43 protein-coding genes and 2 pseudogenes are annotated in these 25219 nt (G+C 32.4%); 1 reads left to right on the plus strand and 44 read right to left on the minus strand.

Annotation, left to right across the window (positions count from 1 at the left end; translation table 11 throughout):
* Positions 1-17: 17 nt before the first annotated feature.
* The 39 genes and pseudogenes from PWK10_RS11030 to PWK10_RS11225 form a co-directional block, all read right to left on the minus strand.
* The gene (locus tag PWK10_RS11030) at positions 18-179 is read right to left on the minus strand and encodes a hypothetical protein (protein ID WP_274766059.1); all 162 of its coding nucleotides are present in this window, start codon (positions 177-179) and stop codon (positions 18-20) included.
* Between the two features lie 278 nt (positions 180-457).
* Complete coding sequence (locus PWK10_RS11035) at positions 458-640, minus strand: hypothetical protein (protein ID WP_274766060.1); 183 nt, start codon at positions 638-640, stop codon at positions 458-460.
* Between the two features lie 8 nt (positions 641-648).
* Positions 649-1086, minus strand: a complete 438-nt coding sequence (locus PWK10_RS11040; RefSeq protein WP_274768241.1) for a V-type ATPase 116kDa subunit family protein — start codon at positions 1084-1086, stop codon at positions 649-651.
* Positions 1026-1262 carry a hypothetical protein gene (locus tag PWK10_RS11045; RefSeq protein WP_274766061.1) on the minus strand — a complete coding sequence of 79 codons (237 nt, stop codon included), beginning with the start codon at positions 1260-1262 and terminating at the stop codon, positions 1026-1028. The genes PWK10_RS11040 and PWK10_RS11045 overlap by 61 nt, the downstream gene beginning before the upstream one ends.
* Complete coding sequence (locus PWK10_RS11050) at positions 1214-1618, minus strand: hypothetical protein (RefSeq protein ID WP_274766062.1); 405 nt, start codon at positions 1616-1618, stop codon at positions 1214-1216. Before PWK10_RS11050 ends, PWK10_RS11045 begins: the two co-directional genes overlap by 49 nt.
* 101 nt (positions 1619-1719) lie before the next feature.
* Positions 1720-1959 (minus strand): hypothetical protein, encoded by a 240-nt coding sequence (locus PWK10_RS11055; RefSeq protein WP_274766063.1) that lies wholly within the window; start codon positions 1957-1959, stop codon positions 1720-1722.
* A gap of 10 nt (positions 1960-1969) precedes the next feature.
* Positions 1970-3015, minus strand: a pseudogene (locus PWK10_RS11060) (V-type ATPase subunit).
* Positions 3016-3524: 509 nt separating this feature from the next.
* Positions 3525-3812 carry a hypothetical protein gene (locus tag PWK10_RS11070; RefSeq protein WP_274766066.1) on the minus strand — a complete coding sequence of 96 codons (288 nt, stop codon included), beginning with the start codon at positions 3810-3812 and terminating at the stop codon, positions 3525-3527.
* Between the two features lie 30 nt (positions 3813-3842).
* Positions 3843-4634 carry a diacylglycerol/lipid kinase family protein gene (locus tag PWK10_RS11075; RefSeq protein ID WP_274768242.1) on the minus strand — a complete coding sequence of 264 codons (792 nt, stop codon included), beginning with the start codon at positions 4632-4634 and terminating at the stop codon, positions 3843-3845.
* A 313-nt stretch (positions 4635-4947) separates the two neighbouring features.
* Entirely contained in the window at positions 4948-5553 is a 606-nt protein-coding gene (locus PWK10_RS11080) for an HD-GYP domain-containing protein (protein ID WP_274766067.1), read from the minus strand.
* A gap of 47 nt (positions 5554-5600) precedes the next feature.
* On the minus strand, positions 5601-5804 hold the full coding sequence (locus tag PWK10_RS11085) for a hypothetical protein (RefSeq protein WP_274766068.1): 204 nt from the start codon (positions 5802-5804) through the stop codon (positions 5601-5603).
* Positions 5805-5982: 178 nt separating this feature from the next.
* Positions 5983-6213 (minus strand): hypothetical protein, encoded by a 231-nt coding sequence (locus tag PWK10_RS11090; protein ID WP_274766069.1) that lies wholly within the window; start codon positions 6211-6213, stop codon positions 5983-5985.
* Positions 6214-6315: 102 nt separating this feature from the next.
* On the minus strand, positions 6316-6696 hold the full coding sequence (locus tag PWK10_RS11095) for a hypothetical protein (protein WP_274766070.1): 381 nt from the start codon (positions 6694-6696) through the stop codon (positions 6316-6318).
* Positions 6697-6852: 156 nt separating this feature from the next.
* Positions 6853-7952: pseudogene (gene tnpB, locus PWK10_RS19895) on the minus strand (IS200/IS605 family element RNA-guided endonuclease TnpB).
* Between the two features lie 115 nt (positions 7953-8067).
* Entirely contained in the window at positions 8068-8334 is a 267-nt protein-coding gene (locus tag PWK10_RS11105) for a hypothetical protein (RefSeq protein ID WP_274766071.1), read from the minus strand.
* 430 nt (positions 8335-8764) lie between these two features.
* A complete protein-coding gene (locus PWK10_RS11110) occupies positions 8765-8962 on the minus strand; it encodes a helix-turn-helix transcriptional regulator (RefSeq protein WP_274766072.1) in 198 nt (65 codons plus the stop codon).
* A gap of 24 nt (positions 8963-8986) precedes the next feature.
* On the minus strand, positions 8987-9346 hold the full coding sequence (locus tag PWK10_RS11115; RefSeq protein ID WP_274766073.1) for a hypothetical protein: 360 nt from the start codon (positions 9344-9346) through the stop codon (positions 8987-8989).
* Positions 9300-9707, minus strand: coding sequence for a hypothetical protein (locus tag PWK10_RS11120; protein WP_274766074.1), 408 nt, complete (start codon positions 9705-9707; stop codon positions 9300-9302). Before PWK10_RS11120 ends, PWK10_RS11115 begins: the two co-directional genes overlap by 47 nt.
* 54 nt (positions 9708-9761) lie before the next feature.
* Complete coding sequence (locus tag PWK10_RS11125; RefSeq protein ID WP_274766075.1) at positions 9762-9863, minus strand: DUF3467 domain-containing protein; 102 nt, start codon at positions 9861-9863, stop codon at positions 9762-9764.
* 8 nt (positions 9864-9871) lie between these two features.
* Positions 9872-10000 carry a hypothetical protein gene (locus PWK10_RS11130; RefSeq protein ID WP_274766076.1) on the minus strand — a complete coding sequence of 43 codons (129 nt, stop codon included), beginning with the start codon at positions 9998-10000 and terminating at the stop codon, positions 9872-9874.
* 116 nt (positions 10001-10116) lie between these two features.
* Positions 10117-10356 (minus strand): phage holin, encoded by a 240-nt coding sequence (locus tag PWK10_RS11135; protein WP_274766077.1) that lies wholly within the window; start codon positions 10354-10356, stop codon positions 10117-10119.
* A gap of 14 nt (positions 10357-10370) precedes the next feature.
* A complete protein-coding gene (locus PWK10_RS11140) occupies positions 10371-10757 on the minus strand; it encodes an SH3 domain-containing protein (RefSeq protein WP_274766078.1) in 387 nt (128 codons plus the stop codon).
* A 10-nt stretch (positions 10758-10767) separates the two neighbouring features.
* Positions 10768-11118 carry a peptidoglycan recognition protein family protein gene (locus tag PWK10_RS11145; RefSeq protein WP_274766079.1) on the minus strand — a complete coding sequence of 117 codons (351 nt, stop codon included), beginning with the start codon at positions 11116-11118 and terminating at the stop codon, positions 10768-10770.
* Between the two features lie 62 nt (positions 11119-11180).
* Positions 11181-11345: a BhlA/UviB family holin-like peptide gene (locus PWK10_RS11150; RefSeq protein WP_274766080.1), complete on the minus strand. Its 165-nt coding sequence runs from the start codon at positions 11343-11345 to the stop codon at positions 11181-11183.
* Positions 11346-11433: 88 nt separating this feature from the next.
* Complete coding sequence (locus PWK10_RS11155; protein WP_274766081.1) at positions 11434-11571, minus strand: hypothetical protein; 138 nt, start codon at positions 11569-11571, stop codon at positions 11434-11436.
* The gene (locus PWK10_RS11160) at positions 11571-11882 is read right to left on the minus strand and encodes a hypothetical protein (RefSeq protein ID WP_274766082.1); all 312 of its coding nucleotides are present in this window, start codon (positions 11880-11882) and stop codon (positions 11571-11573) included. Before PWK10_RS11160 ends, PWK10_RS11155 begins: the two co-directional genes overlap by 1 nt.
* Positions 11883-11914: 32 nt before the next feature.
* On the minus strand, positions 11915-12643 hold the full coding sequence (locus PWK10_RS11165) for a hypothetical protein (RefSeq protein WP_274766083.1): 729 nt from the start codon (positions 12641-12643) through the stop codon (positions 11915-11917).
* A gap of 146 nt (positions 12644-12789) precedes the next feature.
* Positions 12790-12954, minus strand: a complete 165-nt coding sequence (locus PWK10_RS11170; RefSeq protein ID WP_274766084.1) for a hypothetical protein — start codon at positions 12952-12954, stop codon at positions 12790-12792.
* A 206-nt stretch (positions 12955-13160) separates the two neighbouring features.
* Positions 13161-13367: a hypothetical protein gene (locus PWK10_RS11175; protein WP_274766085.1), complete on the minus strand. Its 207-nt coding sequence runs from the start codon at positions 13365-13367 to the stop codon at positions 13161-13163.
* A 14-nt stretch (positions 13368-13381) separates the two neighbouring features.
* Entirely contained in the window at positions 13382-14011 is a 630-nt protein-coding gene (locus PWK10_RS11180) for a hypothetical protein (RefSeq protein WP_274766086.1), read from the minus strand.
* 11 nt (positions 14012-14022) lie between these two features.
* Positions 14023-15924 (minus strand): hypothetical protein, encoded by a 1902-nt coding sequence (locus PWK10_RS11185; protein WP_274766087.1) that lies wholly within the window; start codon positions 15922-15924, stop codon positions 14023-14025.
* Positions 15925-15929: 5 nt separating this feature from the next.
* A complete protein-coding gene (locus tag PWK10_RS11190) occupies positions 15930-16151 on the minus strand; it encodes a hypothetical protein (protein WP_274766088.1) in 222 nt (73 codons plus the stop codon).
* A 313-nt stretch (positions 16152-16464) separates the two neighbouring features.
* Complete coding sequence (locus PWK10_RS11195; RefSeq protein ID WP_274766089.1) at positions 16465-16947, minus strand: reverse transcriptase domain-containing protein; 483 nt, start codon at positions 16945-16947, stop codon at positions 16465-16467.
* 280 nt (positions 16948-17227) lie between these two features.
* Entirely contained in the window at positions 17228-18445 is a 1218-nt protein-coding gene (locus tag PWK10_RS11200) for a hypothetical protein (protein ID WP_274766090.1), read from the minus strand.
* A 221-nt stretch (positions 18446-18666) separates the two neighbouring features.
* Positions 18667-19107, minus strand: coding sequence for a hypothetical protein (locus PWK10_RS11205; RefSeq protein WP_274766091.1), 441 nt, complete (start codon positions 19105-19107; stop codon positions 18667-18669).
* Between the two features lie 23 nt (positions 19108-19130).
* Complete coding sequence (locus PWK10_RS11210) at positions 19131-19472, minus strand: DUF6711 family protein (RefSeq protein WP_274766092.1); 342 nt, start codon at positions 19470-19472, stop codon at positions 19131-19133.
* A 58-nt stretch (positions 19473-19530) separates the two neighbouring features.
* The gene (locus tag PWK10_RS11215) at positions 19531-20127 is read right to left on the minus strand and encodes a phage tail protein (RefSeq protein WP_274766093.1); all 597 of its coding nucleotides are present in this window, start codon (positions 20125-20127) and stop codon (positions 19531-19533) included.
* Positions 20103-20882 (minus strand): phage tail protein, encoded by a 780-nt coding sequence (locus PWK10_RS11220; protein WP_274766094.1) that lies wholly within the window; start codon positions 20880-20882, stop codon positions 20103-20105. Before PWK10_RS11220 ends, PWK10_RS11215 begins: the two co-directional genes overlap by 25 nt.
* 88 nt (positions 20883-20970) lie before the next feature.
* Positions 20971-22473 (minus strand): tape measure protein, encoded by a 1503-nt coding sequence (locus tag PWK10_RS11225; protein WP_274766095.1) that lies wholly within the window; start codon positions 22471-22473, stop codon positions 20971-20973.
* A 188-nt stretch (positions 22474-22661) separates the two neighbouring features.
* Between PWK10_RS11225 and PWK10_RS11230 the strand changes: the two genes are divergently transcribed.
* Entirely contained in the window at positions 22662-22856 is a 195-nt protein-coding gene (locus tag PWK10_RS11230) for a hypothetical protein (protein WP_274766096.1), read from the plus strand.
* 342 nt (positions 22857-23198) lie between these two features.
* On the opposite strand, the gene PWK10_RS11235 is transcribed toward PWK10_RS11230, so the two are convergent.
* From PWK10_RS11235 to PWK10_RS11255, 5 genes are all read right to left on the minus strand, one after another.
* A complete protein-coding gene (locus PWK10_RS11235) occupies positions 23199-23357 on the minus strand; it encodes a hypothetical protein (RefSeq protein WP_274766097.1) in 159 nt (52 codons plus the stop codon).
* A gap of 185 nt (positions 23358-23542) precedes the next feature.
* Positions 23543-23881, minus strand: a complete 339-nt coding sequence (locus PWK10_RS11240; RefSeq protein WP_274766098.1) for a hypothetical protein — start codon at positions 23879-23881, stop codon at positions 23543-23545.
* 14 nt (positions 23882-23895) lie between these two features.
* Positions 23896-24375, minus strand: a complete 480-nt coding sequence (locus PWK10_RS11245; RefSeq protein WP_274766099.1) for a hypothetical protein — start codon at positions 24373-24375, stop codon at positions 23896-23898.
* A gap of 146 nt (positions 24376-24521) precedes the next feature.
* Positions 24522-24908, minus strand: coding sequence for a phage tail tube protein (locus PWK10_RS11250; protein WP_274766100.1), 387 nt, complete (start codon positions 24906-24908; stop codon positions 24522-24524).
* Between the two features lie 2 nt (positions 24909-24910).
* Positions 24911-25204, minus strand: a complete 294-nt coding sequence (locus PWK10_RS11255; protein ID WP_274766101.1) for a minor capsid protein — start codon at positions 25202-25204, stop codon at positions 24911-24913.
* Positions 25205-25219: the final 15 nt, after the last annotated feature.

Raw genomic sequence — 25219 nt, forward strand, 5'->3', positions numbered from 1 at the left:
TTATTACCCCCTTATGCTTATTGGTGTATATTCATATCCATTTCCTTTAAAGAATTTGCTAAAAGCTCATAGTATTCAAGCCTTAAACCTTGAATAAACACTATAAGGCCCTCAAGCCCTATAATTACTAAATTTCCTAAAACAAGCATTAAGGCGCTTGCAACTCCATTTCTAATCATTTCAGCAAGGGTTTCAAAGGCTATAAACAGTCCAACATGGTTTATTGCAAAGGCTCCAACCCTTATAAAGGATAATGTATTAGACAGGATACTAAGTAAAGTTTCAAGGATACCAAAGCCCTCTTCAATATAGTAATCCGATGCCGAATGTCTATAGAGCCTTTTTTCTCCCTTTATTAAATTTGCAAGAGGTTCTTTAAAAAATATTAGAAGAAGATTAAAAATTAAAAGAAAAAGTATTACACCGCTTGAGATTATTGGTGTTATATTTTCAACCTTTACAATGATGTAGTAGAGTAAAAGCCAATAAAAACTAATCCCGCAACCCCATTTCTACTAAAGAGCCCTTCTTCAATATCTTTATTTCTAAAGCAATTTACAAGGTTATATATAAAGCCTACAGAGAGTAAAATTACACCAAAGGCAATGGCATAGATCAACATTTTCTCTATTTCAATCATAGGCTTTACTACATACGTTTTAAGAACATCTTCAAATCCAAATATACTTCCATAGATAAAACCAAAAATGTTGAGCTTATCCCAAGTCGTGCCAGAACCCCACCAAGATTAGGTCTTCTTTTTCTTCTATTCAAAAATTCGCCAATCAAAAATAGAACAAGTCCCTGTCCTACATCTCCAAACATAGCACCAAATAAAAGCATGTAACTAATCCCAACAAACGAAGTTGGATCAAGTTCGTTATAAGATGGAATTCCATAAAGTTTAACTATGGATTCAAAGGGCCTTAAAAGATATCCATTTTTTAAATATGTTGGGGGTGCAAGGCCCTCTCTAATCTCCTTAATTGGCTTATATATTATAATGAGCTTTTCCTCTAAATCTTCTAAACTCCTTTTAACCCTTCTTTTAAAAACTGCGGGAACCCAACCTGAAAGATAAAAAATTCATTGGTTACAGCAATATTTTGTTTGATCTCTTCTATCCTATTTTCCATAACAAGCCTTGAATAAAATTTTTCTATCCTTTCGAAATTAGCTTCTTTTATCTCCGATATATCATCGGTAAGCTCATTTATTCTTTTTTCAATCTCTTGTTTTCTTTTTCTATTTCCGCTAACCAATCCTTAGGGGTTCCTTCAAATTTAAACTTTATTTTGAATTCTTCAAAATTAATTGAGTTTAATATCTTTATCATCTCATTTTCAACGGCCTTTGGATAAAAAATCAAAATAAAGGAATAATCAGGATTTTGATTTATTTTTAAAACTATACCGGGTATATTTTCATAGTTTTTCTTAACTTTTTGAAGGTCATATTTATTTATCTTTCCTATCTTAAAATCTATAAACTCCATATTTAATATATCATTTATCCTAAAATTCAAATCCTTAAGGTGGATAATATATGTTATTAAATTGTCAAGTTCAGCCTCTTCCCTTTTAAGGTTTTCATATTCCTTAGACTTTTCTTTTATCATTTCATAAAGATTATTTATGAATTCTTCCTCTTCTTTAAACTTATATTCTTCCTTAAAATGTTCAAATTTTATCTTTTTCTTTGTGCCAAATATACCCGATATTAAATTGAATTTTTCTCTATTTCTTTATAGTCATTTCTAAGATTATACGGCCTTATATAGTTGATATTTGCAATCGCATTTATATCCTCCACATTCATAATGGGGAAATTGTTTTCATTGATTTCGTTAATTGCGTTTAGCATATGGATAGATTCCGATAAAACTATCCTTTTGCAAACCTCATCTAAGTAATCAAGATGACCTATTATATTGATCATCTCCATCTTCGCAACTGCCATTTTCCCACCCCTAAATATTTCTTATAAGATATGTTTTCGCCTCATCAAAGCTCAAAGCATACCTTACGCATTCTAGCATAGAGATAATATCAAATATCTCAAATTCCTTTAATTCTAAAAATGCAAGAACTAAGGAGAGATTTAAGTTTCGTGTATATAAAATCTTTTTAATCTTATAAAACATAAATCTATTTATTCGCCTTTCCATATAAATATCCTGTTTTGGATCTCCTTTGAATAAAAAGCTATATGGGGTGTTCCTTGCCTTTGATAAAAACTCATCCATATCTTTTGTATAGCAAAACCCTTTAATCTTTTCATAATTAAATTTATTTCCAAAATCTATTGTATAGTTAAATATTTCTTCGGGAGTCAAATTAAAAAACTTCTTACTTCTATATATCCACTTTAAGTTCAAAAGATCAGCCAAACTTCCATATATTTCATTAAAGGCATTTTTATCTTCTTTACTAAGCTTTTTAGCACTGCCGTTAAGGATATTAAAATATGCTCTATCTATGGACATTTCAAATCTAAAAAGGTTTTCCCTTTCATTTCCATCGATTAATTTTTTTACATAAGGATAATATATCGTCCCATCTAAAGCCTCAATTAGTTCAGAAACCTTTTTTGCCTTTATTATTTTTTCCACATCGATAAATCTATATTTGCCTACAAATACTAAGCTCTCTTTAACCTCATCATAATTTTTTTCAACATGAATAGTTCTTGCTATATTCTTAAGGTCAAATATCTCATACTTAATATAAAGGCATTTTATAAAGTTTCTAATATCGCCATGAAAATAATGGATAAGTTTATCAATATAACCTATCAAGTGTTTTTTAGGACGATTTCTATTTGACCCCTATGAAGTTCATAAGTATTAATCCCTTCAAATGCCTTCTTATAGGAAGTTCTTTCCTTAAGATAAGTTGCAATTTCTGAAGGTGTTCTTAAATTTAAAATATTTTTGTAATCCTCTTCCGTCAAAAATTCCCCCATCATAGCATGAACTTTAGCTGAAACTGCAGCATAAGTAGCGTTCTTATCCATAGTATCACCTAACTAAACAGCTCATTAAAGGCTGAATTTAACAAATCTTCTTTTTATTATCATAACTTTTTTCCAATTCTTTTCCCTTTTCTTCTGCCTCAAAAAGCAATTTTTCTGCTTCTTTTTTGCTAAGACCATGATTTTTTCCTCTTCCTTTGCGATTTCATTTAGCCTTTCATCTATAATCTCCCTTTTTAGCCTTTCAATCTCCTCTCCTATCTGCCTTTTTTGTTTTCAATTTCATTTTTAAACCTTTCCCTCATCTCAACAGCATTTTTGTCTATATGGATTATATTTTTTATAATACCTTCTAATTCTTCCATCCTATCGCCCCCAATTTAAACATAACTTTATTTTAATACTGTGAAATTTTATATACAAAAGCAATATAATTTAATATTACTTGTTTTATTCTTATTATTCTGAAAAATATCAGTTTTATTAGTATTATCTTTAAAATTTGAAATGTTAAACCTAAAATAAAAAGGCAGCTTACTGCTGCCCAAAATCTATGCTGTTTTTCTTGACTGATACATGCTTGAAACCGTCCCTAATATATCATGAACAAAGTTTGAACCTCTGCTCACTAAAATACCCGTAAGAATATTGCCTATATAATTTATTTTTGTCAATCCAAGATAAGTAGAAAAAATATCAAAGTCAAAAATAATGCACATAAAAACTGAAACTAAAATAGCTCCTATCCTGTCGATATTAAAATACTTATCCTTTTTTATCATCTTTAAAGTTTCCCATATGGCCTCTGTAAAGATGGCGATTATTATAATCTTTTCCATATAATCAAACCAAAACTTGCTCTTTTACATTTATATTTCAAAAGATTCATCTTTATTCTTGGGTAAAACAATATTAATAAAATCTTTATAAAGCTCTAAATTTGCTTCATTAGTCTCTAAAGTTTCTCCATCTATATTAATAAAAAATTTTTTATCCGCCTTAATAGTTAATCTTTTTGTTTTAAATATTGTTACTTCCTTTAAACTTGTATGATTACCCTTTATGAATTTATATAAAATAGCAATTATTTTTAGCTTATTTAAATTTTTTATGTGACACACATCAAAATACCCATCCCTAATATCCGCATCTGGTGTTGGAATCATTCCGCCTCCGTAATATTTGCCATTGGAGGCGGTAATCAAAAGAGTATTAGCCTTAAAAGAAACATCATCGAGTTTTATGTTAAAATCTATCCCTTTATAACTTGCTAAAGTTTTAAATAGGGCATTTAAATAAACAGTTTTTCCTGGAACAGATTTTTTTATTCTCTGAACCCTATGGGCAATCTCTGCATCAATACCTGCACTTGCTATGTTAATAAAATATTTATTATTGCATTTTCCTATGTCAATACTTTTTACTTCGCCCTCTATAATAGTTTCAATAATATTATCAATATCAAGATTTTGATAAATTGTCTTTGCAAAATCATTCCCTGTTCCTGCAGGGATAACTCCAAGGATAGCCCCACTTCCTGCTATTCCGTTGACAACCTCATTTAAAGTTCCATCCCCGCCTACGGAAACAATTTTAGTAAAAGAATTCGAAGCCTCCCTGGCAATAGTTATCGCATCCTCTGGTCCCTTTGTGTAGGCAATTTCATAATCTTTTTTAAAACCTTCATCTTTTTTGAATTTTCTCCGATACTTTTAATGCCTTTCCATTGCCTGCCCTTGGGTTAACAATAAACAATATACTCATAAAATCACCTAAAAAATTATGTTTTCTATACAAACATTAATCTTCTCCACCAAATTAACATCATAGGGTTCTATTTCTTTGCCTTCTTCATTTTTAAATATTCTTACCCTTGGTCTGTCAGGGAAACCCTTATTTTGTCCAATTACATAGGCATGGCATCCATTTGAAAGCTTAACTTCAATTCCTAATGGATATACACAAAAATGATTTCTAAAAGGTCAACAATTTCCGGATCAAAAACGTTCCAGAGGAAGCTAATATAAACTCATAGGCCTCATTTGGTGGAAAGGCCTTTCTATATATTCTATCACTAATTAGAGCATCATAAACATCGCTAACACAGGCTATCCTTGCATACTTTGATATTTCATTTCCTTTAAGCCCATAAGGATAGCCCTTTCCATCATATCTTTCGTGGTGTTCTAATACTATACTTTTTCCTCTTTCATTTATGCTATTCATACTTTTAATCATTTCATAGCCTATTTCAGGATGCGTCTTCATTACATCGTATTCTTCTTCAGTTAACTTACCATTTTTGTTTAAAATGCTTTGGGGAACCTTCATTTTTCCTATATCATGAAGAAGCGTCCCTGCTCCTAAATCTATTAGCATTGCTTTAGAATAAGCCATTTGAACTCCTAAAAACAAGGAAACAACACATGAATTTAAAGAATGAACAAAAGTATAGTTATCATAGGTTTTTAACTCAGTTAAATACATAAAATTAACTTCTTTATTGTCTATCAGATATTCCACAAGCTCATTTATAGTCTTTAATGTTTCCTTAAAATCTCCATTACTAACATTATGCACCCTTGAATAAACCTTGTTAAGGGCTTTTACTGCCTGTGTTTTAATTTCTAAAAATGCAAATCCTGACCTGGTATATCAGATAAATTCTTGTCCTTTATATAAACATACAAAATACCTAAATCCATTAGCTTATTTATATACTTTTGTGTTAAAACTACGCCTTCCCTTAATAAAATATTCCCCTTAGCATCTATGATGGTTTGGGATAGCACATCACCTGGGCTTACACTAAAGATGCTGGTAAGTTTCATAGTCCACCTACTTCCAATGTTAAATTCTATTCTCCACAATTCAAAATTTTATACTAAAATTTGCAATGTTTCAACAAAATTTGATGTTTTAGGCATAAAAAATGGAATAGGTAGCCGTTTCATATCCTATGTAAAACTTTTTTGACATAGAAACAAAAAATAAGACCTACAAAGAGGCCTATTGATTAAGGACTTTCTTCAAATCGTTCATGAACTTATAAGTTTCTTCAACTTTGTAAAATTCTTTATCAATTTCTGAGATGAAATTAAGGATGGTTTGTTGAGTTGATTCAATAGAATCAACTTTTGAATTAATTGAATTTAGTTCTTGATAAATAGGCTTAAGTTTTTCATTAAGTTTTTCATCAAGAAGTTTTTCAATGGCTTTTAAAAGAATTTCGTTTTCCATATCAACACCTCTGAAAAGATAGTGATTTAATTATAGCATAGTTTTCAGGGGTTGAAAAGAACAATTAAGAATGATGGAGTAAGTATGAAGGATTTATATTGTTCAGAAAAGGTTTTTTATTTTAGGTAAATATTCGTCCTCTCCCTTTTCATTATAAACATATCCACATACTCCACATCTTGGTGAATTCTGGCCTTCAATTATTTCATAAATTATTTCATGATAACAATTGCTTCTATCGTTTTCAATACATTCTTCACAATAGTAATTGCTACATTCATAGCAGTAAAAGCGTGCTTTATTTCCACACTTAGAACATTTATATTCTTTTGGATTATTTCTTGCCATTATCTCAATTCTACTGAGCTGATATCCCTTTTGCTTGCCTAAAACCTTTATTGTAATATGCGTTGTGTCACCAAAATCATACTCATAACTAAAAGTTAGTCCTTCGCGCAATACATTTTTTATTTTTACATCCATACTTTCATATTCTTTTTCGAAAATTAAACCATATTCATTTGCACTTTCTACTTGAACCTCCCACGACTAAAGTCGCAGGATTCCTGCTTCATCGACCTCGTAACCTACTATCTCCACAGGCGTTAATTCGGGTAGTCCCTACCCTACTGTTTTTACTTATGCTATGCCTAATATCCTCTTTCCTTCTTTTAATATATTTTTACTTGCATTTACATCTCTATCGTGAACTTTCCTACATATTGGACATTCCCACTCCCTTACGTTTAAGTCTTTTACTTCTTCATTTTTATAACCACATTCATTACATATTTGACTTGATGGATAAAACATATCTACTTTTACTATTGTTCTTCCATACCATAATGCTTTATATTCAAGCATATTTACAAATTTTGACCATGCTACATCTGATATGGACTTTGATAGTTTGTTATTTCTTAACATATTCTTAACCTTTAAGTCCTCCAAAATTATAACTTGGTTTTCGTTTATAATTTTAGAGGACAGCTTTTGCAAAAATCTTCCCTTTGGTTTCTTATCTTCTCATGTATTTTTGCTACTTTCTTAGCTTGTTTCTTAAAGTTACTACTACCTAATTGTTTTTAGAAAGCTTCCTTTGTTCCTTAATAAGTCTTTTTCTAACTTTATAAGATATTTAGGATTGGATATTTTGTTACCTTCACTATCTATCAGAAAATGCTTTACTCCTAAATCTATACCTATTACTTTGTTAGTTTTAGACTTTTCTATAGTTTTTTCTATCCTACAGCAAATTGAAACAAAATATTTCCCCGTTGGAGTTCTACTTATAGTTGCATTTAGTATTTTACCCTCTACTTCCATTGATTTTACAAACTTTACCCAGCCTAATTTGGGTAGTTTGATTTTGTTTCCTTTAATTTCAATGTTGTTATTTGTAAATGTTGTTCTATAGCTTTGATATTTACATTTCTTTGACTTAAACTTTGGATAATTTGTTCTACCTTCAAAAAATTCTTAAATGCTTTGTCTAAGTCTTTGAGCGAATTTTGAAGTGCAAACTTATCTGCTTCTTTTAGCCATGTATTAGTTTGTTTAAGTTTAGTTAAGTCAGCTGAGCAATCCTTATAATTAAATGTTATACCTTTAGTTTTATATATTTCTTCTCGTTTTGCAAGATAATAGTTATATACAAACCTAACACAACCAAAGGTTTTATTTATAAGCTCTATTTGTTGTTTATTAGGATAAAGCCTAAATTTAAAAGCTTTTTCCATATTTTCACCTCATAATTATTGCAACATATGTTGTTACACAAAACAAACTTTTAATTAATATAAGCTATGATACACAGATAACATATGTTATTATTTAAGCGTCCTTACTCATGACTTAAGTCACGAGTGTGCGGACGCTTGCATCATCAATTGAAATAAACATCCAATAATCATCCGGATTATATTTATAACTTACTTGTAGTAAAAATAAGTTTTTCCTTCTTTTCCTCTCCAGCTTAACCTTGTTTTGATACTCTTCCTTTTTAAGACATGATTTTAAATGTTTTGTAACTGAAACTCTCGATATTTCTTTACCACAATAATAACATTTCCCTTTCATCTTCTTTTCTCCTTTACTAGTTTTTTCAGTTTTAAGCTGCAAATTGCTTCATCCTGGCACTTTCGGCAATTTCAAGATGCTTTTAGAACGTATTGAAGCGAATTAGCAATCCAGCTCTGTTTTTATTATAGAATTTGATAAAGATTTTTGAAAGTTTAAAAGACTTTTAAGATACAAAAATGGAGCAGGTAAGCCGTTTCATATCGTATGTAAAACTTTTTAAGTTTATAAAACAAGGAGCCAATCGGCTCCTATTTTAGTGGTGGTGGAAGTTGAGAAATAAATGCAGCATATCCTTTTTCATATTTGATTAAATTCAAGCTATGATACCTTTGCATTCTCATCATATCTTCCAGAGTAAACCCATCCATTTTTGTTTTTCTATTATAATGGTATGATATAGTATTACCATTTATTCCAATTTATTTTTAAATTTCTAAATTATTTTGAAATTAAAAAATAAAAAAGGTATCTATTCCAGATACCATATATCATTAACTGTTCTATTAAGCTTTTTCGATATTTCAAGTGCCTTTTCTAAATTAGGCCTACTAACATTTCTTTCCCAGTTACTATAATTTTTTATATCTGTTCCTAAGTATTTAGCAAATTCTCCTGCGCTCATCATGTATTCCCTCATTCGTATTTCCTTAAGCCGATTCTTTACCATACCACCACCTCTATTTAATATATTCTACGCTGAGGTGGATTTTCCTGCAAAAGAAAAAGCCCGATGGGGCTTAATTTTTTTAACTTTTTTATTAACAATCTTGACTATTTTATCATCAACATTAGCTATTTGATCAGCAGCATTAAAATTAATATCAAAAGGCAATATGTCTCTTAGATATTCTTTATTTCTCTCAGTGTAATTCATGATAGAAACACCTATAATTGTTTCCGTTATTGGATCTATATAACTATAAACACCATAATATAACTCATCTGATACTGCTGGCCCTTTATTCTCTATAAAAATGTCTAATATATCATTTTCCTTATCATATTCATAGATTAATGAATCCTGTGGTATTCTGATTTTGTTTACTATCATAAATTACACCTCCTTCCATTTTAATTTCATTTGGTTTTCTTAAAATATAATTTGTAACTACGGTCCCACTTTCAATATTTTCGAATTCAACAACAGTTTTTATTGCATACATTTTATCACCTACAAAAATAAGATCAACATACACCTGACGTTTTTCATCTATGATTAATTCATTACTTCCATCTTCTTTTGGTTTTATATTTGGTAATATAAATCGTGGTTTTTCTATATTTGATTTAATAATATCATAACCTACCTCAGGATGTCTATCTTTAATATGTTGTGTCCATGTATTTTCTTTTAATTTTATCTTTCTACCTAATGGATCCAACGTCGTAAAAATTATTCCCTCTGTATGCATATTATTCCCCTCTATATTATATGTTAAGCATCAAAAAAATTTACTTAAAATATATTATTTAATAGGATCAATTATTATTTCACCAAAATTCTCTTCATACTTTTTAATATTTTCATTTAATAACTTAGCTAATGCTTTAGCATGTTGCGGACTCATAACAATGTTTACATCCCAATCATTACCATCAATTTCTGCAGACCTCTCTTTTTCATACCCATTTTAAAAACAAAGTCAAATAAACCTACTTCTATCCCCGCAACATTGCAGTAAAATGTTTTAACTTCTTTTTTCATCTGTCATTTGAATTCCCCTTTTTTCATTTTATTATTATTATTCTACATCTACAAACTTATTCCTTCAAAAAGTCGAAAAAATTAATATTAAATTTCAATATTTTTATTTTTTAAAATTAATATAAAATACAAAAATAAAAACCCCGGCTATTCACCGGGGTTCTTTCATCAAATACTCCAGGAGTTGTTGGATCCATAAGCACACCCATAGCAACCAACAAACTCAATGCAGTGTTAACCGTTGTTTCCCAATCTGCTGGAACTTCGAAAAGCTTAAAAGTTTTCGCTATCAATACTACTAAAGCTGAAAAGCTGAGCCAAAAAGCTTTATTACGTAATCTTACCTTCCAATTCATATAAACCTCTCCTTTCAGACTAATCTAACATAATCTTTGCATACCCAGCCTTTGTTTGTCCTATACCAGCCGTCATTTTCTTCAACTATTTCAATTATATCTCCTTTTGAATACGTTCCAACAACTTCAAAGTTTGTTCCTGCACCTTTACGTATGTTTAGCTTTGTTGCCAATACTTGTCCTTTCTTTGTCTGTGTTACCTTATCTATTTGCTCCAATTCTTTCTTTATCAGTGGTATAAAATACTTGTTAGCCGCCTCTACTGAATTTCCTCCAAAGAAATTAGTTCCTGGGCAGGATTTAGTTGAGCCTGTTCCGTTTGTTCTTTTCCCTGTGTTAAGGTCATACCAGTGGTGATACACTATCGTATCGGTGCTTGGTGTTAACTTGAATTTTTGCATAGAATCGCATTTACGAATATAATGCTCTTTTTTGTTCTTCCGTCATCTTATCTCCGCCAACATCAAAGTTTCCAACGCTTTCTATACAAATTCCATTTTCATTTGCCCCCTTTATGCAGGCAGGCGGAATATCAAGAGGCCTACAGATTGCAATCAAGCCATCTGGAAATATTGTAATATTTTGCCCTATCTCATCAAATCCCCTTGAAAGGTGGCTTCTTTCCATGCCCTCTAAAAGTCTGAAATGATTATTCTTAAATTCCTTATAGCTTGGACTATAGGTATGGTGATTTTGAATCAGCTTAATTGTCCTTTTTACTTTAAGTTTTAAAATATATTCTTTAAACTCCTCTCTATTCATAAGAATAAATTTCCCTGCTGTTGCATAACATCACCTTCTTGTTATTTTAAACTTTATTTCTTCTATTTCTTTTTTAGGTCGTCAAACTTGTCGCTAAGTTTGTCTATTATCGCTCGGAGCTCACTTTCCCTTTTTGAATTTTCCTTTAAAACATAAAAAAGCAGTGTTACAAACAACACCGCCCATAAGCCTTGGCTCATAGCAAGTTTTATTACTTCATTTTCCATATCGCACCTCCGATATACTTACCAAATTTTAAGCGTAACAAAAGGGCTATTCTCTGTAAAATAGCCCCTATTGAATAAAATTTATGTTTTATTGAGTTATCAAATCTTCCATTCCCATTTGAATTAAAGCATTATCAATCGCTTCTTTTAAATCAGGTCTTTTCGAAATAACAAAACCATAAGTATAAGCGCCTTCAATTATTCTATATGCTAAATACTTTGCCATTATACAGCACCTCCATTTAATATAAGGTCATCAAGAGCTTGTTGGAGAAGATTAATTTTTTCTTTAAGGCCTTTGATTTCCATTTCAGGATTGATTGGCTCAGTATAGTTTGGGTTTAGCTTAAATTCCCTGTTCTCATACATATACTTTCCCGGTTTAACTTCTGTTGGAACTTCTACAACTTCCACAACTGAAAAATTATCAATTGTATAAGGGTAAATACAGTTGTTGCAAAAATAGCCTTGTTCTACCTCTGTTATATCCTCTGCAATGTCAATTATTACATTATCCTTGTTTAATAAAAGTTTCATAAAATCACACTCCTTTTATAAAGTCACTCCTTTTATAAAGTCATTACTTTTATTTGTTGCCCTGCTGTTCCTGATTGTTTTGCTATTCCTTTTGCTTGTAAAACAAAATCCATAAGATAACCATAAATTTTATAATTACCTGATGTTGCTGATTGGAATAATATAAAAAATACCTCATCTGTCGTATAATCTACCGATATAGTAGCACCAGGTTTATAACCAAAATTAACATCTTTTCTACTTGTAATTAGGACATCAGTAGTTTTTATTTGTAACATATATAAATAACTTGATAATATTATCACTACATTAGTATTGCTTACTACATAACCCCAAAAATCCGTAGTAGACCCATAATAAATATCTGCTAATGCTGTTCCTTTAGTAACACTTGTTCCTGAAATTGTTGCAACACAAAAAGTAAAATAAGTTCCTCCTGTTCTATAAACAAGTATTACTTTATCCGTATCAAATTTAAGAGCATAAGCACTCCAATATGATGTATTTGTAGATATTGTGAGATAGCTTCCAATACTAACTGTTGTTCCTGAAATAGTTAAAACTGCAACCCTTAATTCATAAGTAGAACCAGTATAATATTGATATACTACTAATGCAGAGCTGTTACTTAATTTTTCAATATAATCAAAATACGTAATACTGCTACTTAAAAAGGTGTATTCTGTGTTAAGTGTTAATGAATTTCCTGATATTGTTATTACTCTTGTAAGTAAGGATAAATCAGAGCTCGATTTATACACAGCTAATACTTTATTTGTATCTAATAATATAAATCGATAACTTTGTAAATTTGTTGTTGTATTAAGGTTATAAGTTGAGCCAGATGATATAGTAGTCCCTGAAATCGTTAAAACTCTTGCGTAAGGTGAAAGTTGACTTGCATAACCTAAAAAATATTAGAATTATCAAGTTTAATTACTCTAACAAAACCGCTATTTGTTGATGATGCATTAAATGTATAACTACTACCTAATGATATTGTTGTGCCTGATACTGTAACTACAACAGCAATACCTGCTGAACTACTACCTGCATCGACATAAGTTAACAATGCTTTATTTGTATCTAATTTTATCAAATTAACTGCGTCAGTAGCTTTACTATTAAAAGTATAAACAGTTCCTAAAGTAAATCCTTCAATACTGCCCTCTCCTAATGTTGCAACAACAAGTTTCCCATAATCATTTGCATCTGTATAAGCTATTAATGCTTTATTTGTATCTATAAAAACTACTGAATATTCCCTACTTACATCAGTTAAAATATTAATAATTTCTTTTTGAGCAAATAAATTAGGCGTTTTTTTTGCTTTTTTATTGTTGTCAATTTAGTATTAACAAAGTCTATAAAATCTCCCGCTTGTATAGTTTCACCACTTGCTACTGTATAAGTTTTTTCTATACCTTTTATATTTAAACCCCCACCAAAAATTCCGCCGTGGTCTTGTATGCTTGGAAAATTCATACTATCACCTGCCTTTATAATTCACTTACCACATTTCCGTCACTATCATAAGTTAGAGTATGTGTTATTGTCTCTAAAGCTGTTGTTCCATCTGTATCATATACAGTTATTGTTCTTGTTGTATATTGTGGAGAAGTTCCACCAGAAAGGACACTTCTCATATAAAGCGTTCCATCTTCTCTTTTGTAATTAACTTGAGTATATATTCCGTTGCTATCTTTCCCGCTTTTTTCTTGCTTTAATGTTAGAGGTATGTTTGCAAATAAATTCGTAATTTCATTTATTGAATGTGTATGTGCAAAATCTATTACATCCGCTTTTGGATGGGTATGATTCAATGGTGCATGCCCGCTGTGTGGTGCTGCTGTGTTGATGTGCGTATTTAAATCTTCAAGTGTTTTACTGGGTGTATCATACCAATTTGTTTTGCCTGTTATTGCTTTTATTCTGTTTGCAAACCAATCAAGCAATTGTCGCAAACTACCTTGATTGCTCGCTGGCACTTGCGCAGGGTCTATTGTTCTATTCCCTTCTTCTACTGCATATATGTTGCCTTCTATCCTATTAAAGTCAGAAGCCGCTGGAATATTCCCAGCAGCCCAGTTCGTTTTCGGTGTGTTATATCCGTTTGGTGCTGTGCCCATTAGTTCACCTCCTATACTTTTCGGCCTGAAAATCTTGCTCTTAATGCCCCATCATATTCTAACTCTTGCTTTACAACTATAAAGTTTTCACCTTTGCCTTCGCTATCAGTTACAATTGCTACATCACCTAACAATAATGCTGGATTCCCTCGCCATTCTATTTCAATATCTCGTCTTGGATCCTTATAACTTTCCAGTAATTTATTTGCTATTGTTTGTGCCATGTCTAATGTTTGTATAAGTGGATTTGCTGGGAAAGAAAACCTTATCAAACTATTATCCATTATTGATGTATCATCTTTTGCAATTGCCTTTTCTTTATTCATTACTTTAAGTGGCTGTGCATTTACTACTATTACTACATTCTCATTTGCTCCACCGTTATTTTTTATAGTTATGTCTAATCCCCACGCATATATGCTTAAGCTTGTTGTTTGGCAATTAATTGTTCCTTCAAGTGCTACATTTACATTTATACATGGAGTCTGGTTAAAAAATATCGTAAATGATTTTGTTTCACCTGGACCAATCAATATAGGTTCATTACTTCTGTAAACTTCTTGCACTGTATCAGGCCTTAATGGCTGGGTTTCAACTTCTACATAATTTGCTATTTGTCCCCATTTAACAGGCCTATTCTTTTTATAATAATCATCTGGCGTTATCAATACACCATCATTTACAATTATAAATGGCAATATATATTGATTAATTTTATCCGCAACATATTCATTTGTTTCTACTCTTATAATTCCATTTCTATCGCAATATACTTGACCAAGGCACGCTTCAGCTATTTTCCTTAACGCTTCTCTATGACTTTGAGGCTCAAAATAAGCATAAGGAACAACATAGTTTCTAAGATTTTCATCAAGCCAATATTCATCTTTTTTTAGTCCCGCATCTTGCAGTATCTGCTCCGCCAATTCATACAAAGACTTATTCTGCTGAACCTGCGATGTTGAATATGTGCTTTTTCTTAATAATTCCAATCTGTCTCTACCTGTTGTTTGTGCATATGTTTCACTTTCAGGAACATTCCAGTCACCACTCCAAAATACTCCAAGCGGAACCCATTCTTTTGATCCATCGTCATGTTCAACGCCAAGCCATGCTTTTATTCTTCTGTTTGACTTTAACAATTGGAATAAAGGTGAATATACATTCCCAGCATCAAATTTTCTATTTTCATTATTTAAACGAATATCGATTTCGTTAGAACTAATATTTCCCACAGGTAGGCTCCCTTGAGATACTTCTTTTTCTTCAAGTAAATTTATAAGTAGTATATCATCACCTTCATAAGTTTCCTGAATAGATGTAAAAAACTCAAGAATTTTAACTTGCCTTCCTCCATGGCTCCACCGGCTTATTTCAAGTGTCATTTTTACTACTTGAGTTATCGGAGTAGCTAAATTCTTTTGCCATGTAATTTGATTATTATTTGTTACTGTTTCCGTATATATCACTGAATCTATTGAGTCATATAGCTTTATTACAAAATCTTTTGGGTATTCACCACGCTTGTTGTCGCCAACCACTTTAAGTTGATTAATAGGTCTACTAAAAAATGTAACTGTTAATGTAGGATATGGCTGGGTAAAATATCCGCTACTATCCGATATTTTACTGCCCCACCAGCCCATCTGTTTGGTTCTACTTTCGTTCTCGCCTGGGGCAAGAACCCAATCTTCACCTAATACCCAGCTCCCATCTAAGCTTGCTATTTTGCCAATTGGTTCAGTTACTGCATCAACCGCTTGCTGTGGATAAGATATGTTTGCATTTTCATTCGCACTAACATTTATACTTTGGTCTATAAAAGGATCCGTATAATCGATTTGAACTTTTGCAAAAACTCTTCTTTCTACAGCTTTTATTTTTTCTAAAAAGTTTTGTGATACGCTATACATTTTTATCACTTCCCGTTACTTAAAAGAGGTTCAATATACTTTTGTCTTAACCTATACGAATTGCACCACTTTAGCCATCCTAAATATGAATTTATAGAACATTTATCAGAAAAATTTAGCGTTTCCCCTTTGTCAATCTTTTGTTTTAATTTTCTCATTTTCCTTTTTAATTGTTTTGCAGTCGATTTTCTTAATAATGTAAAATCACCAAAACTTCTATAACCCAAAAGTCTACTCCCCTTACATATGTAGGGAATACTTGCCAGTTTTCTTTTATTTTTAACTTTAAATTCTCGTCTAAATATTTCTCTATTTCTTTTCTAAGCTCATGTAAAAATTTTTTATCATGATGAAGTATTACACAATCATCGCAATATCTGAAATAATATTTAATTTTCTTCTCTTCTTTTAACCAATGGTCAAAGTAAGTTAAATATAAATTACCAAAATACTGGCTTAAATAATTCCCAATTGGAACATTTGTTTCTCCTTCAACACTGCCTATTACTTCATCCAGTAGCCATAATAAATCCTTATCCTTTATCTTTTTCTTATAATTTGTTTTAATATTACATGGTTTATTGAAGGATAAAATTTCTTAATATCAAATTTTAAACAATATTTAGTTCCTTCCCTGTCTTTCATTGCTTTATGCAGCCTTTTTAACCCCTTATGAATTCCTCTACCTTTTATACTTGAGTAAGTATCAAAAATAAATGTTTTCATCCATATAGGTTCTATTACTTGCATTACCGCCCAATGAACAATTCTGTCTGGGAAGTAAGGAAGCTTATAAATCTCCCTTTCTTTCCCTTTGTCTATCTTTTTAAATATTTCATATTCGGAAGTTTTATATGTCTTATTTTTTAGCATCTCTTGTTTTAGAAATAAATAATAATCAGGGTTACTGTCAACCATCTTAACTTCACTATAATGGCTTTTACCCTTTCTTGCATTTTTATGTGCAAGTCTTAAATTTTGTATATCATAAATCTTTTCATATAATCCGCTATATCTTTTCATGTGTTTATGCCCTCCTGAGCCTTCGATTACTCTACCAGCACAGTTTGTTTGCATTTATGTTTGACCAAGAGGTCGGGCAAATAAATTTTGGATTAACACATAAGTGAGGTGAGTGCCAATATTCCAATTAGCATTAGAAGTGGGATTATTCAGATTCAAAGTGAAGACACTGGTATTCGAACCATTATTCGCTGAGTCACTAACCAGTGGGTGTTAAAATTTTTTCACTCACTCTAATTTATTTGCCCTAATATTTTCTATATTTTGGTAATCACCCCTCCTATAACACAAAAGCGAGGCGAGCGCCAAAAGCCCAATCAGCAATAGAAGCGGGACTAAACAGAAACAAAGCGAAGACACCGGCAGACGAACCACCAGACGCCGAGCCACCAACCAGCGGGCGCCTTTTTCCGTAATTTCTAACCCATAATCCATCTCCTCCATGACTATTGTCTACCGGGAATAAAGCATAATATTTTAATATGTTAGGAATTGTAATCCCTGATGCTGCACTTAAAGTTTCAAAAGTGCAGAATGAATACCCATAGCTTACATCACCGCCGGGCGGATACATAATGTTGTTTATTATAGTATTAATTTGTGGGTCTCCTCCTACATCGTTTGATGTTGTATTCGTATTTCCTGGGGTAGTATTGTCAAATTTGAGTGTTCCACCTGTTCCTGGCGCAACTAAACTACCATCTTGAAGTATTGCCTTCCAAAGATTTGATGTGTCACTTTGGTCAACGGTATTATCTGCAGCGTTATTGTCAGGTATGATTTGTATTTCGCCATCAACAAGTCTCATCCCACCAACTCTTTCCCAAACGTTGCCGTTTACATCCGCAAGTCCAAACGGTGTTCCATCATGATACCAAGAAAAAGGTCCTGTTCCTGTTGCTGTCCTACCAATCTTAGAAGTATCATAATGATGAGTCGGATTACCTGTTTCAGATGATATACTCACATCCCTACTAAAATTGTTATTCCCTCTTGGATAATACCCTTGAGCTTTACAAAGAAGTGCTACAAGCGCATGTTCTGCTAATGTTTGAAGATGGAATCCTGTCCCCATTTGTTTGTGCCTTGTAAGTTCGCTGTCAAATGTTTCGCTATTTCCTGGGTCCATTCCTCTTAAGGATACTACCCTTGCACTTGCTCCCGTTCCAACATATGCACTTTTATATTTTGCTATCCATATTTCAGGCTTTATCTTCCCATTTACAATAAATGCAGGATGAACTTGGTCTGGCCATGAACTATTTAGTTGTTTTAATGTTACTGCCGGGAACCTTACCATTACAGCAGGATACCCACCATCACCAAACATGACTGTATTTCTTCCAAGGCTTGCTTCTTCTATTCTTTTTTGCCAATCTCTTTGCTCTGTTGTATCTGTTATAGGACCACCATAAACAAATCTATCTCTTAAATTTCTTTCTATTTTTAAAAGCTCATTCGCAAGTTTAGCTTGAGTATAATCCATTGAATATTTCATACCAATTCTCCTCCTTCAGGAAATTCTATATTAGCAGGGAACTTGTCAGTAAAGTTTCTTCTTAGATCCTTTTCAAATACCGGAAGATATTTTAATGCATCTTCTTGATTTCCTTTTATTCTAATCTCACCTTGAAGTTCTACCCCTTCGTCTAAAAATCTACACTAAGTTTAACTTCATTTTCATTGACGTATTCTATGTTATATCTCATGCTATCCCTCCTAATACTCAAATACAGCTATTTGAATTTGTGCGCCTTCAGAAATTGCATAAATAGGCACATATGTTGATGGGTCAAATTGAAGTTCTACAACAGCACCAGGCTCAATTGGGAATCCATTTTGTTGAGTTACTGAAGATGAACCAATCCTAACTCTTAGAACTGCATCTTCATTTTTTATAACAAGCTTCCTTCTGTTTGCTTTTGCTGAAGCTCCTGCAAAAACTTCTGCTGCAATTGAAGTAACTGTTTTTACTCCAGTTACTGGTGCAGAAGTTATTGTTTCAACTGAAACCGCCGTAACAGTCCCAACATTAACATTTGCATTTAATGCTCCATTTGCACCAACTAAAACTTCATAACTATCAGTTCCAGGATTATAATATTGAGGAACTATAACACCATTTGAGTCTCTTAGTAACCTTGCTGTTTCGTATGACATAAAATCCCCTCCTTACTGTTCTATTACTGTTCTATTAAAGCAATAGACACCTCTCTCCAATATCTATTGCCTATCTTTTGCCAAGCCTCCATATTTATATCTCCGACATAAGCTGTTATTGTTGCATTTTCACCCTTTTGTGGGTCAGGATATACAACTGTATGAAACACTTTGCTTTCAAGAACGTTTAATATCGTTTGTAAATCTGTGTCACTAATAATTTCCCATCGTAAATCTAATCTTCTTTTAACTGCAATAATTTCCATCATCATTTTCCCAGAAGCTGTTCTTTCGCTTTTTGTTATACGAAAAACGCCTACTTTTAAATCAGTAGGCGTTTTAATAGTAATTCCATTTATAGTCATCTTCTATCAGCTCCTAAACGCTGTTCTTCGTTTATTCTAAATTCTCTAAGCTTTTGTTCTAATTTTTTAGTCCATAATCATCAGCAATTAAAGTCCCTATGTATAGATGTATTTCTGAGCTTTGACCTATTACATTCCCGCCATAACTTCTAGCAGCTGCAAATCCCACTTTAGGTTGCACATTTAACCCTTGCAATGCTCCTGCTGTTGCATTTACTGCTGCTTGTATGTTGCCTATGTTACTATATATCCCTTCTGAGAACATCTGCATGAGATTAGGTGCCCATTTGTCTGCATCAGAGCCCGGTCCTTCTTTAGCTGGTGAATGGAAGCCAAGGAAATTTGATATTGTTGACGCTACATTACTTACAGCACTTTTTGCTTTATCAATCATTGAATTTATTCCGTTAATTATATTCTGTATTAAATTTTTACCCCAATTAAATGCATCTGATAGGATATCACTTATAAAGTTTTTCCCATCGACAAATGGCTTTATTAAATGGTTATAAATTCCTTTAGCAATACTGCTTATACCGCTTTTTATATCATTCCAAGTTTTTAAAACATATCCTTTTATTAGTGCCCAAATATTTTCAATATTTTCTTGAGCTGCCAAGATAGGTTTTATTATCGACTTTTTATTCCTTCCCATAAATTAATAGCAATTGTTTTGATGTTGTTCCAAACATCCGCTAAGAATGTTTTTAAAGCATTGCTTACTGTTTCAATCGTTTGTTTTGCAGCACTAATCGGATTAGTTATTGCTACCTTTATTAAATTCCATACTGTTAATGCTACTGTTTTAATACCATTCCATATCGTTGTTAAAAATGGTGATATAGCATTCCATATGGTAGTAAATACAGTTTTAACACCTTCCCAAAGTGTTGTGAAAAATGGGCCTATTATACCCCAAATAGTTCTTGCTGCTATAACTATTCCATTCCATATCGTTGTTAAAAATGTAGATAAGCCATTCCAAACAGCTATTACAACAGTTTTTATTCCTTCCCATAACATTTTGAAAAATGGACCTATTACGCTCCATACTCCCTTTGCTATTTCAACTACGCCAAACCAGGCTGTTGCAAGAATAAAGACAATTGTATTCCATACTGCTAATGTGGTAGTTTTAATTCCTTCCCATAGAACACTAAAAAAGTTGGCTAAAGGCTCCCAAACTGGTCTTGTCTTATTTACTATATTTGTCCACGTATTATCTAAAAATGTCGTTATAGTATTCCATGCATTTATAGTGCTTGTCTTTACTTTTTCCCACATGTTAGAGAATACATCGCCTATACTGTTTAAATTGCCTGTTATTTCACTCAAATCAATTTGTGGCATTTCTATTCCGCCTAATCCTACAGAACCAGTTTCTAGTCCTGGCATCTGCATATCAGGCATTTCCCTGCTGCATCTGCTGTTTCTTGCATAATAGTATGCACCTCATCAAAACTTTGAAGATTATCGCTTGCAGCTTTGTTTTGTTGTTTCATTGCGTCAGTATTTTTTGTGTTTGCTTTGTCGCATTGTTTGCTGCTTGACTTGCTTTATCCTGAGCCTGTTTAACTTGTTTTAACTCATCTCCTGCAGCTTGGTAAGTTGATTTTCTTTGTGCCATTATGCTTTTTTCGTTTTGAATAGACGCCTTTATTTTATTTTGCATATCTGATAATGCTTTGCCTACTACAGGAATCCAACCCAATATTAACTTATAGTAACTCACTATTGCATAAGCTACATACGCAATTCCAACCTTTAAAGCTCCCCATGCTTGTAAACCATAATATCTAACTTTATCCCAGTTTTTATATAGAGCTATCCCCGCAACAATTAAAGCCGATATTGCCATAACTACCCAGCCTACTGGGCCTATCGCTGTCCATACTGAAAAAATTGCAACTCTTAATTTTGCTAATACTCCTGTTAAAGTTACACCTTCCATTGCTGCTAATTTTAATTGAACTCTGTAAATTCCTACTGCTCTACTTAATAATCCTATTATTCCTGATGTGATTGTTGATTCGCCTATCAAAGCAAGATTAATAGCTCTAAATAATGACACTGCTTTAGTTGCAGCGTTTACAGCAATAGTTGCAAGTTTAAAAGATACAAAATACAACAACACTCCTTTAATTATTGGCCCGAATATGTTCCAATTATTTTTTATTGTATTAAATACCCCGACAATTATTTGCCAAATACTTCTTAGTGCTGCACTGACCATTTGAAAATCAGATAAAACATTAGGGCCAAACATTTTTCTTATAGCATTTTCTATACCACCCTGCTGAAAAGCACTATAAAACTCCTGTGCAAAGTCTCTTACCTTTCTCAACCATCCAGTTATCCCTTTAAATAGCCCTTGGGTCATTGCTCCTATTGTCATTCTCCATATATCCTTTATAGTTGATGTAACTCCCTGCCATGTATTCTCCATATTTTTCATCATGTTAGGGAAACGCTTTTCCATTCCATTGATAAGAACATTAACTGCATATTCAGCAGGAATTAACCCTTGTTCAGACATCTTTCTAACTTCAGCTGTAGTTTTACCCATTGCTTCAGCTAGTATCTGCCATGCTGGAACACCTTGATTAACAAGTTGCATCATGTCCTGAGCATTAACTCTTCCTGCCATACGCATTTGGCCTAATGCATATATAACCCCGTTTATTTCATTTGCACCTTTTCCCATCCCTGCCATAGCATCTCCAACAGCTTTTAAGGTTGGTAGCACTTCATCAGCTGAAAATCCCATTGCCATTAGTCTTTGAGATGCATCTAAAAGGTCAGGATATTCAAATGGTGTTGATGACGCAAATTTACCCATTTTATTTAAAAAGTCTTGTGCCTTTTGTGCACTGCCAAGCATTGTTGTAAAGCCAATTGTAGCCCTTTCCATCATACTATTAAAATCTAAAGCACTACCTGCGATAGCTCTAAAGCCTGATTTAACTGCTTCAAAAATACCCATGCCAAGCGAAAGCGACATAGCGTTTTTAAATATATCTCCTATATTTAATCCTGTTTTTGAGCCCTTTTTTCTGCTCTGTCCAAATCTTTTTCATACTGCGAAAAGTCTACACCCATTGCTACTAATAGTTCTCCAACTTTCATCTTTTCACCACCTTCCTAATGGTATATAATGGTTATATATCAAAGATTAAGGAGGAGATACCTGTGTTTGGCAAAACTAAAATAAACAATGAACAATATTATGGCAAAAAGGTCGCAGTCGGCAATGGTAAATTTGTAGGTGGAAATATTTCTCTCATACCAAATCAAGAACTCATAATTGATTGCCACGAAAAAGGCATCTATATACATCAACCATTTAGTATAGATGGTACATTTATTCCCTACGAAAAATATTAGAAGTTTCTTTTAAAACCGAAGAACAAATTCAAAAAGATGTAACTCTAACCCGATTATTATTATTTGGTGTCTTCGCCTTTGGCTTAAAAAAGAAAACCGTCAATACTAAAAATTTCATCGTAATGAACTTTAAAGATGGTAAAACTGCTATTTTTGAAGTTTCACAAATGTCTCTTTCTTTAGTAAACGTAATAAATAGGTATATTAATAAATCAACTAATTCTGTTTCTGCTCCTATGACTGCACAAGAACAAATAAAAAATTAGAGGAGTTGTTAAAGGAAGGTAAGATAACAAAAGAGCAATTCAAATTATATAAGGAAGAATTGCTCAATAGATAATATCACCACGGTCCCTTTAATCCCTTTGCTTTTGCTTCGGCAATATAAGAGGCCCACTCATCTGGTTGGGCCTCTTTAAAATATTTCTCTATTTTCGCTGCAAATTTTTTATCGATAAAATCATCTGCTTTAACCTCTTTGGGCTTTCTTCTACTAAACATACTTGCTATTGCAGCAAAGCCATTTGTTATTACTGAAGCTAAAAATGCCCATTTTCCCTTAAACTCTACATATTCTTGAATTTCCTTCTGCTTTTGCAGTTCTTTTATTATCGCTTCAAGCTCACTTGGTCTTAATTGTTTTATATCTTCAATATTCCAACCAAACTCTCTTCCTAATAGAACTACTATTTCTGCTGTAATGAAGTCTGAGCAAAACGGATCATCTGATTTGCTATCCTTTTTATCCCGAAAAAATTTACATCAATGAAAGCTTGAACTAAAGCTTCAATTTCTGACATATATGCGTTTTTAATATCATCTTTTGTAAGTTCAGGGAATATTATAGGCAGTTTATCATAAAGTAAGTCCCAATCTATATCAACATTGTTTAAAGCTTTTTGTATGTCTTTAATTTTCCCTTTAGAACCTGGGAAAAGTTCTGCAGTAAGCTTTTCAAGCTCACCAATTTTCTTTTCAGTAACACTTATATTTTTACCCGCTACAGTTACAATTCTATCTCTCATATACTTAAACCTCCTTATAATCTTATAAATAATTCTCCTACGCCTTCGAAATCAATTTTATCCTTAACAAGCTCATCAACAGCTGATTCTATACCTTCGCTTGTTATAATAGCAAATCCCTCAAAACATTTTTGACTTGCACCTGAATCAACAAATAGCTTTACAACAATGATATTCCCAAGTGACTTAAAGAATCTGTCATCTCCCCAATATGCTTCCGCTGAGCCTTTCCAACCTTTTATTGTTGCAGTGTATTCTTTCCAGCCACCACTTGCAAATGTAGTTGATTCTGTTGTTTCTTGTTCAAAATCAATACTCCAATTGAAAAATCCACCGCACTGAATAAGTGTTAAAGCTTGACCTGAAACTGTTACTGTATCAGTAGGCTGCAATGGTGAATCAAATACAACATATCCACCCGCTCTTTCAAGTTTATAACCACTTGATACAACAGTGCCATTCTTTTTACTGTAATCGTTACATCCAACGGCCAATATCTATATGCTGTATTTGTTACTTGATATCTTGTCAACGTTGCATCTTTAGTTGTAGCTTGATCTGTAAAAGAAACAGGAGCGGTATTTATATCGCTCACATATACCGCTCCAATCATACCAGTTATAGCCATGTTATCACCTCATTAAGTTAAGGTTACAGTTAATGCACCTGTCCCTTGGAAATCACATTTAAATGTTCCCTTATCATCAACAGGCATTTCGATTGAGAAATTAACATAAGCTGTTCCCGCAAGTTTCTTTGTAGCATCAATTCTAAGTTCAAGAGAAACCGTAGAGCCATTTTGCCATGCTGTGATAAGTGCTCTCTGTCCATTTGCGTCTGAAGGATTAAAATTACCTTCAAAGCTTCCTTTCCATTCTTTAAGCCCTGCAATAAATTCTTTCCAACCATTTGAATCAAAATTTGTTGTTTCTATGTTGTCTGCTTCACAATCAATGGACCATTGTGAAATCTCTGAAACTTTGTTTGCACCAATATATACGCTTCCGCCTTTACCTGCAATTGCCATAACTATACCTCCTTTATAATTTCAAAATTACAAACAAATTCAGCTCTGTTATTTTCGTCATAGCCTAAAAACTCAGGACTTTGCAAAGCCTTGATTAATAGATATCTTTTACCATTGATAATTTGTTCTGATAAACCATGTAATATGTTTTTCATCTGTTCAATTGTCGTTCTTCCTGTTTGATAATCAACATTCCTTACCATTACCTGTAGCCTTGGCTTTTCTATATTACTGTGCAGTTCTGGTGCTTCACCGCCATATTCAAACAATGCTATACAATTATCTAAATCAGGCAATTGTGATAAAAAATA

Origin of the sequence: Caloramator sp. Dgby_cultured_2 (genome assembly GCF_028872215.1) — a bacterium.
In the GTDB taxonomy this organism is placed as follows: domain Bacteria; phylum Bacillota; class Clostridia; order Clostridiales; family Caloramatoraceae; genus Caloramator; species Caloramator australicus.

Excerpts from the sequence above, each read along its gene's own strand:
- PWK10_RS11030 (WP_274766059.1), bottom strand. The coding sequence starts at position 179 with ATGATTAGAAATGGAGTTGCAAGCGCCTTAATGCTTGTTTTAGGAAAT.
- PWK10_RS11035 (WP_274766060.1), bottom strand. The coding sequence starts at position 640 with ATGATTGAAATAGAGAAAATGTTGATCTATGCCATTGCCTTTGGTGTA.
- PWK10_RS11050 (WP_274766062.1), bottom strand. The coding sequence starts at position 1,618 with ATGATAAAAGAAAAGTCTAAGGAATATGAAAACCTTAAAAGGGAAGAG.
- PWK10_RS11055 (WP_274766063.1), bottom strand. The coding sequence starts at position 1,959 with ATGGCAGTTGCGAAGATGGAGATGATCAATATAATAGGTCATCTTGAT.
- PWK10_RS11070 (WP_274766066.1), bottom strand. The coding sequence starts at position 3,812 with ATGGAAAAGATTATAATAATCGCCATCTTTACAGAGGCCATATGGGAA.
- PWK10_RS11085 (WP_274766068.1), bottom strand. The coding sequence starts at position 5,804 with ATGAAACTTACCAGCATCTTTAGTGTAAGCCCAGGTGATGTGCTATCC.
- PWK10_RS11090 (WP_274766069.1), bottom strand. The coding sequence starts at position 6,213 with ATGGAAAACGAAATTCTTTTAAAAGCCATTGAAAAACTTCTTGATGAA.
- PWK10_RS11095 (WP_274766070.1), bottom strand. The coding sequence starts at position 6,696 with ATGGATGTAAAAATAAAAAATGTATTGCGCGAAGGACTAACTTTTAGT.
- PWK10_RS11110 (WP_274766072.1), bottom strand. The coding sequence starts at position 8,962 with ATGGTAAAGAATCGGCTTAAGGAAATACGAATGAGGGAATACATGATG.
- PWK10_RS11115 (WP_274766073.1), bottom strand. The coding sequence starts at position 9,346 with ATGATAGTAAACAAAATCAGAATACCACAGGATTCATTAATCTATGAA.
- PWK10_RS11120 (WP_274766074.1), bottom strand. The coding sequence starts at position 9,707 with ATGCATACAGAGGGAATAATTTTTACGACGTTGGATCCATTAGGTAGA.
- PWK10_RS11125 (WP_274766075.1), bottom strand. The coding sequence starts at position 9,863 with ATGAGTCCGCAACATGCTAAAGCATTAGCTAAGTTATTAAATGAAAAT.
- PWK10_RS11130 (WP_274766076.1), bottom strand. The coding sequence starts at position 10,000 with ATGAAAAAAGAAGTTAAAACATTTTACTGCAATGTTGCGGGGATAGAA.
- PWK10_RS11135 (WP_274766077.1), bottom strand. The coding sequence starts at position 10,356 with ATGAATTGGAAGGTAAGATTACGTAATAAAGCTTTTTGGCTCAGCTTT.
- PWK10_RS11140 (WP_274766078.1), bottom strand. The coding sequence starts at position 10,757 with ATGCAAAAATTCAAGTTAACACCAAGCACCGATACGATAGTGTATCAC.
- PWK10_RS11145 (WP_274766079.1), bottom strand. The coding sequence starts at position 11,118 with ATGAATAGAGAGGAGTTTAAAGAATATATTTTAAAACTTAAAGTAAAA.
- PWK10_RS11150 (WP_274766080.1), bottom strand. The coding sequence starts at position 11,345 with ATGGAAAATGAAGTAATAAAACTTGCTATGAGCCAAGGCTTATGGGCG.
- PWK10_RS11155 (WP_274766081.1), bottom strand. The coding sequence starts at position 11,571 with ATGGCAAAGTATTTAGCATATAGAATAATTGAAGGCGCTTATACTTAT.
- PWK10_RS11160 (WP_274766082.1), bottom strand. The coding sequence starts at position 11,882 with ATGAAACTTTTATTAAACAAGGATAATGTAATAATTGACATTGCAGAG.
- PWK10_RS11175 (WP_274766085.1), bottom strand. The coding sequence starts at position 13,367 with ATGAATTTTCCAAGCATACAAGACCACGGCGGAATTTTTGGTGGGGGT.
- PWK10_RS11180 (WP_274766086.1), bottom strand. The coding sequence starts at position 14,011 with ATGGGCACAGCACCAAACGGATATAACACACCGAAAACGAACTGGGCT.
- PWK10_RS11185 (WP_274766087.1), bottom strand. The coding sequence starts at position 15,924 with ATGTATAGCGTATCACAAAACTTTTTAGAAAAAATAAAAGCTGTAGAA.
- PWK10_RS11195 (WP_274766089.1), bottom strand. The coding sequence starts at position 16,947 with ATGAAAAGATATAGCGGATTATATGAAAAGATTTATGATATACAAAAT.
- PWK10_RS11200 (WP_274766090.1), bottom strand. The coding sequence starts at position 18,445 with ATGAAATATTCAATGGATTATACTCAAGCTAAACTTGCGAATGAGCTT.
- PWK10_RS11205 (WP_274766091.1), bottom strand. The coding sequence starts at position 19,107 with ATGTCATACGAAACAGCAAGGTTACTAAGAGACTCAAATGGTGTTATA.
- PWK10_RS11210 (WP_274766092.1), bottom strand. The coding sequence starts at position 19,472 with ATGACTATAAATGGAATTACTATTAAAACGCCTACTGATTTAAAAGTA.
- PWK10_RS11215 (WP_274766093.1), bottom strand. The coding sequence starts at position 20,127 with ATGGGAAGGAATAAAAAGTCGATAATAAAACCTATCTTGGCAGCTCAA.
- PWK10_RS11220 (WP_274766094.1), bottom strand. The coding sequence starts at position 20,882 with ATGCCTGATATGCAGATGCCAGGACTAGAAACTGGTTCTGTAGGATTA.
- PWK10_RS11225 (WP_274766095.1), bottom strand. The coding sequence starts at position 22,473 with ATGTCGCTTTCGCTTGGCATGGGTATTTTTGAAGCAGTTAAATCAGGC.
- PWK10_RS11235 (WP_274766097.1), bottom strand. The coding sequence starts at position 23,357 with ATGTTTAGTAGAAGAAAGCCCAAAGAGGTTAAAGCAGATGATTTTATC.
- PWK10_RS11240 (WP_274766098.1), bottom strand. The coding sequence starts at position 23,881 with ATGAGAGATAGAATTGTAACTGTAGCGGGTAAAAATATAAGTGTTACT.
- PWK10_RS11250 (WP_274766100.1), bottom strand. The coding sequence starts at position 24,908 with ATGGCAATTGCAGGTAAAGGCGGAAGCGTATATATTGGTGCAAACAAA.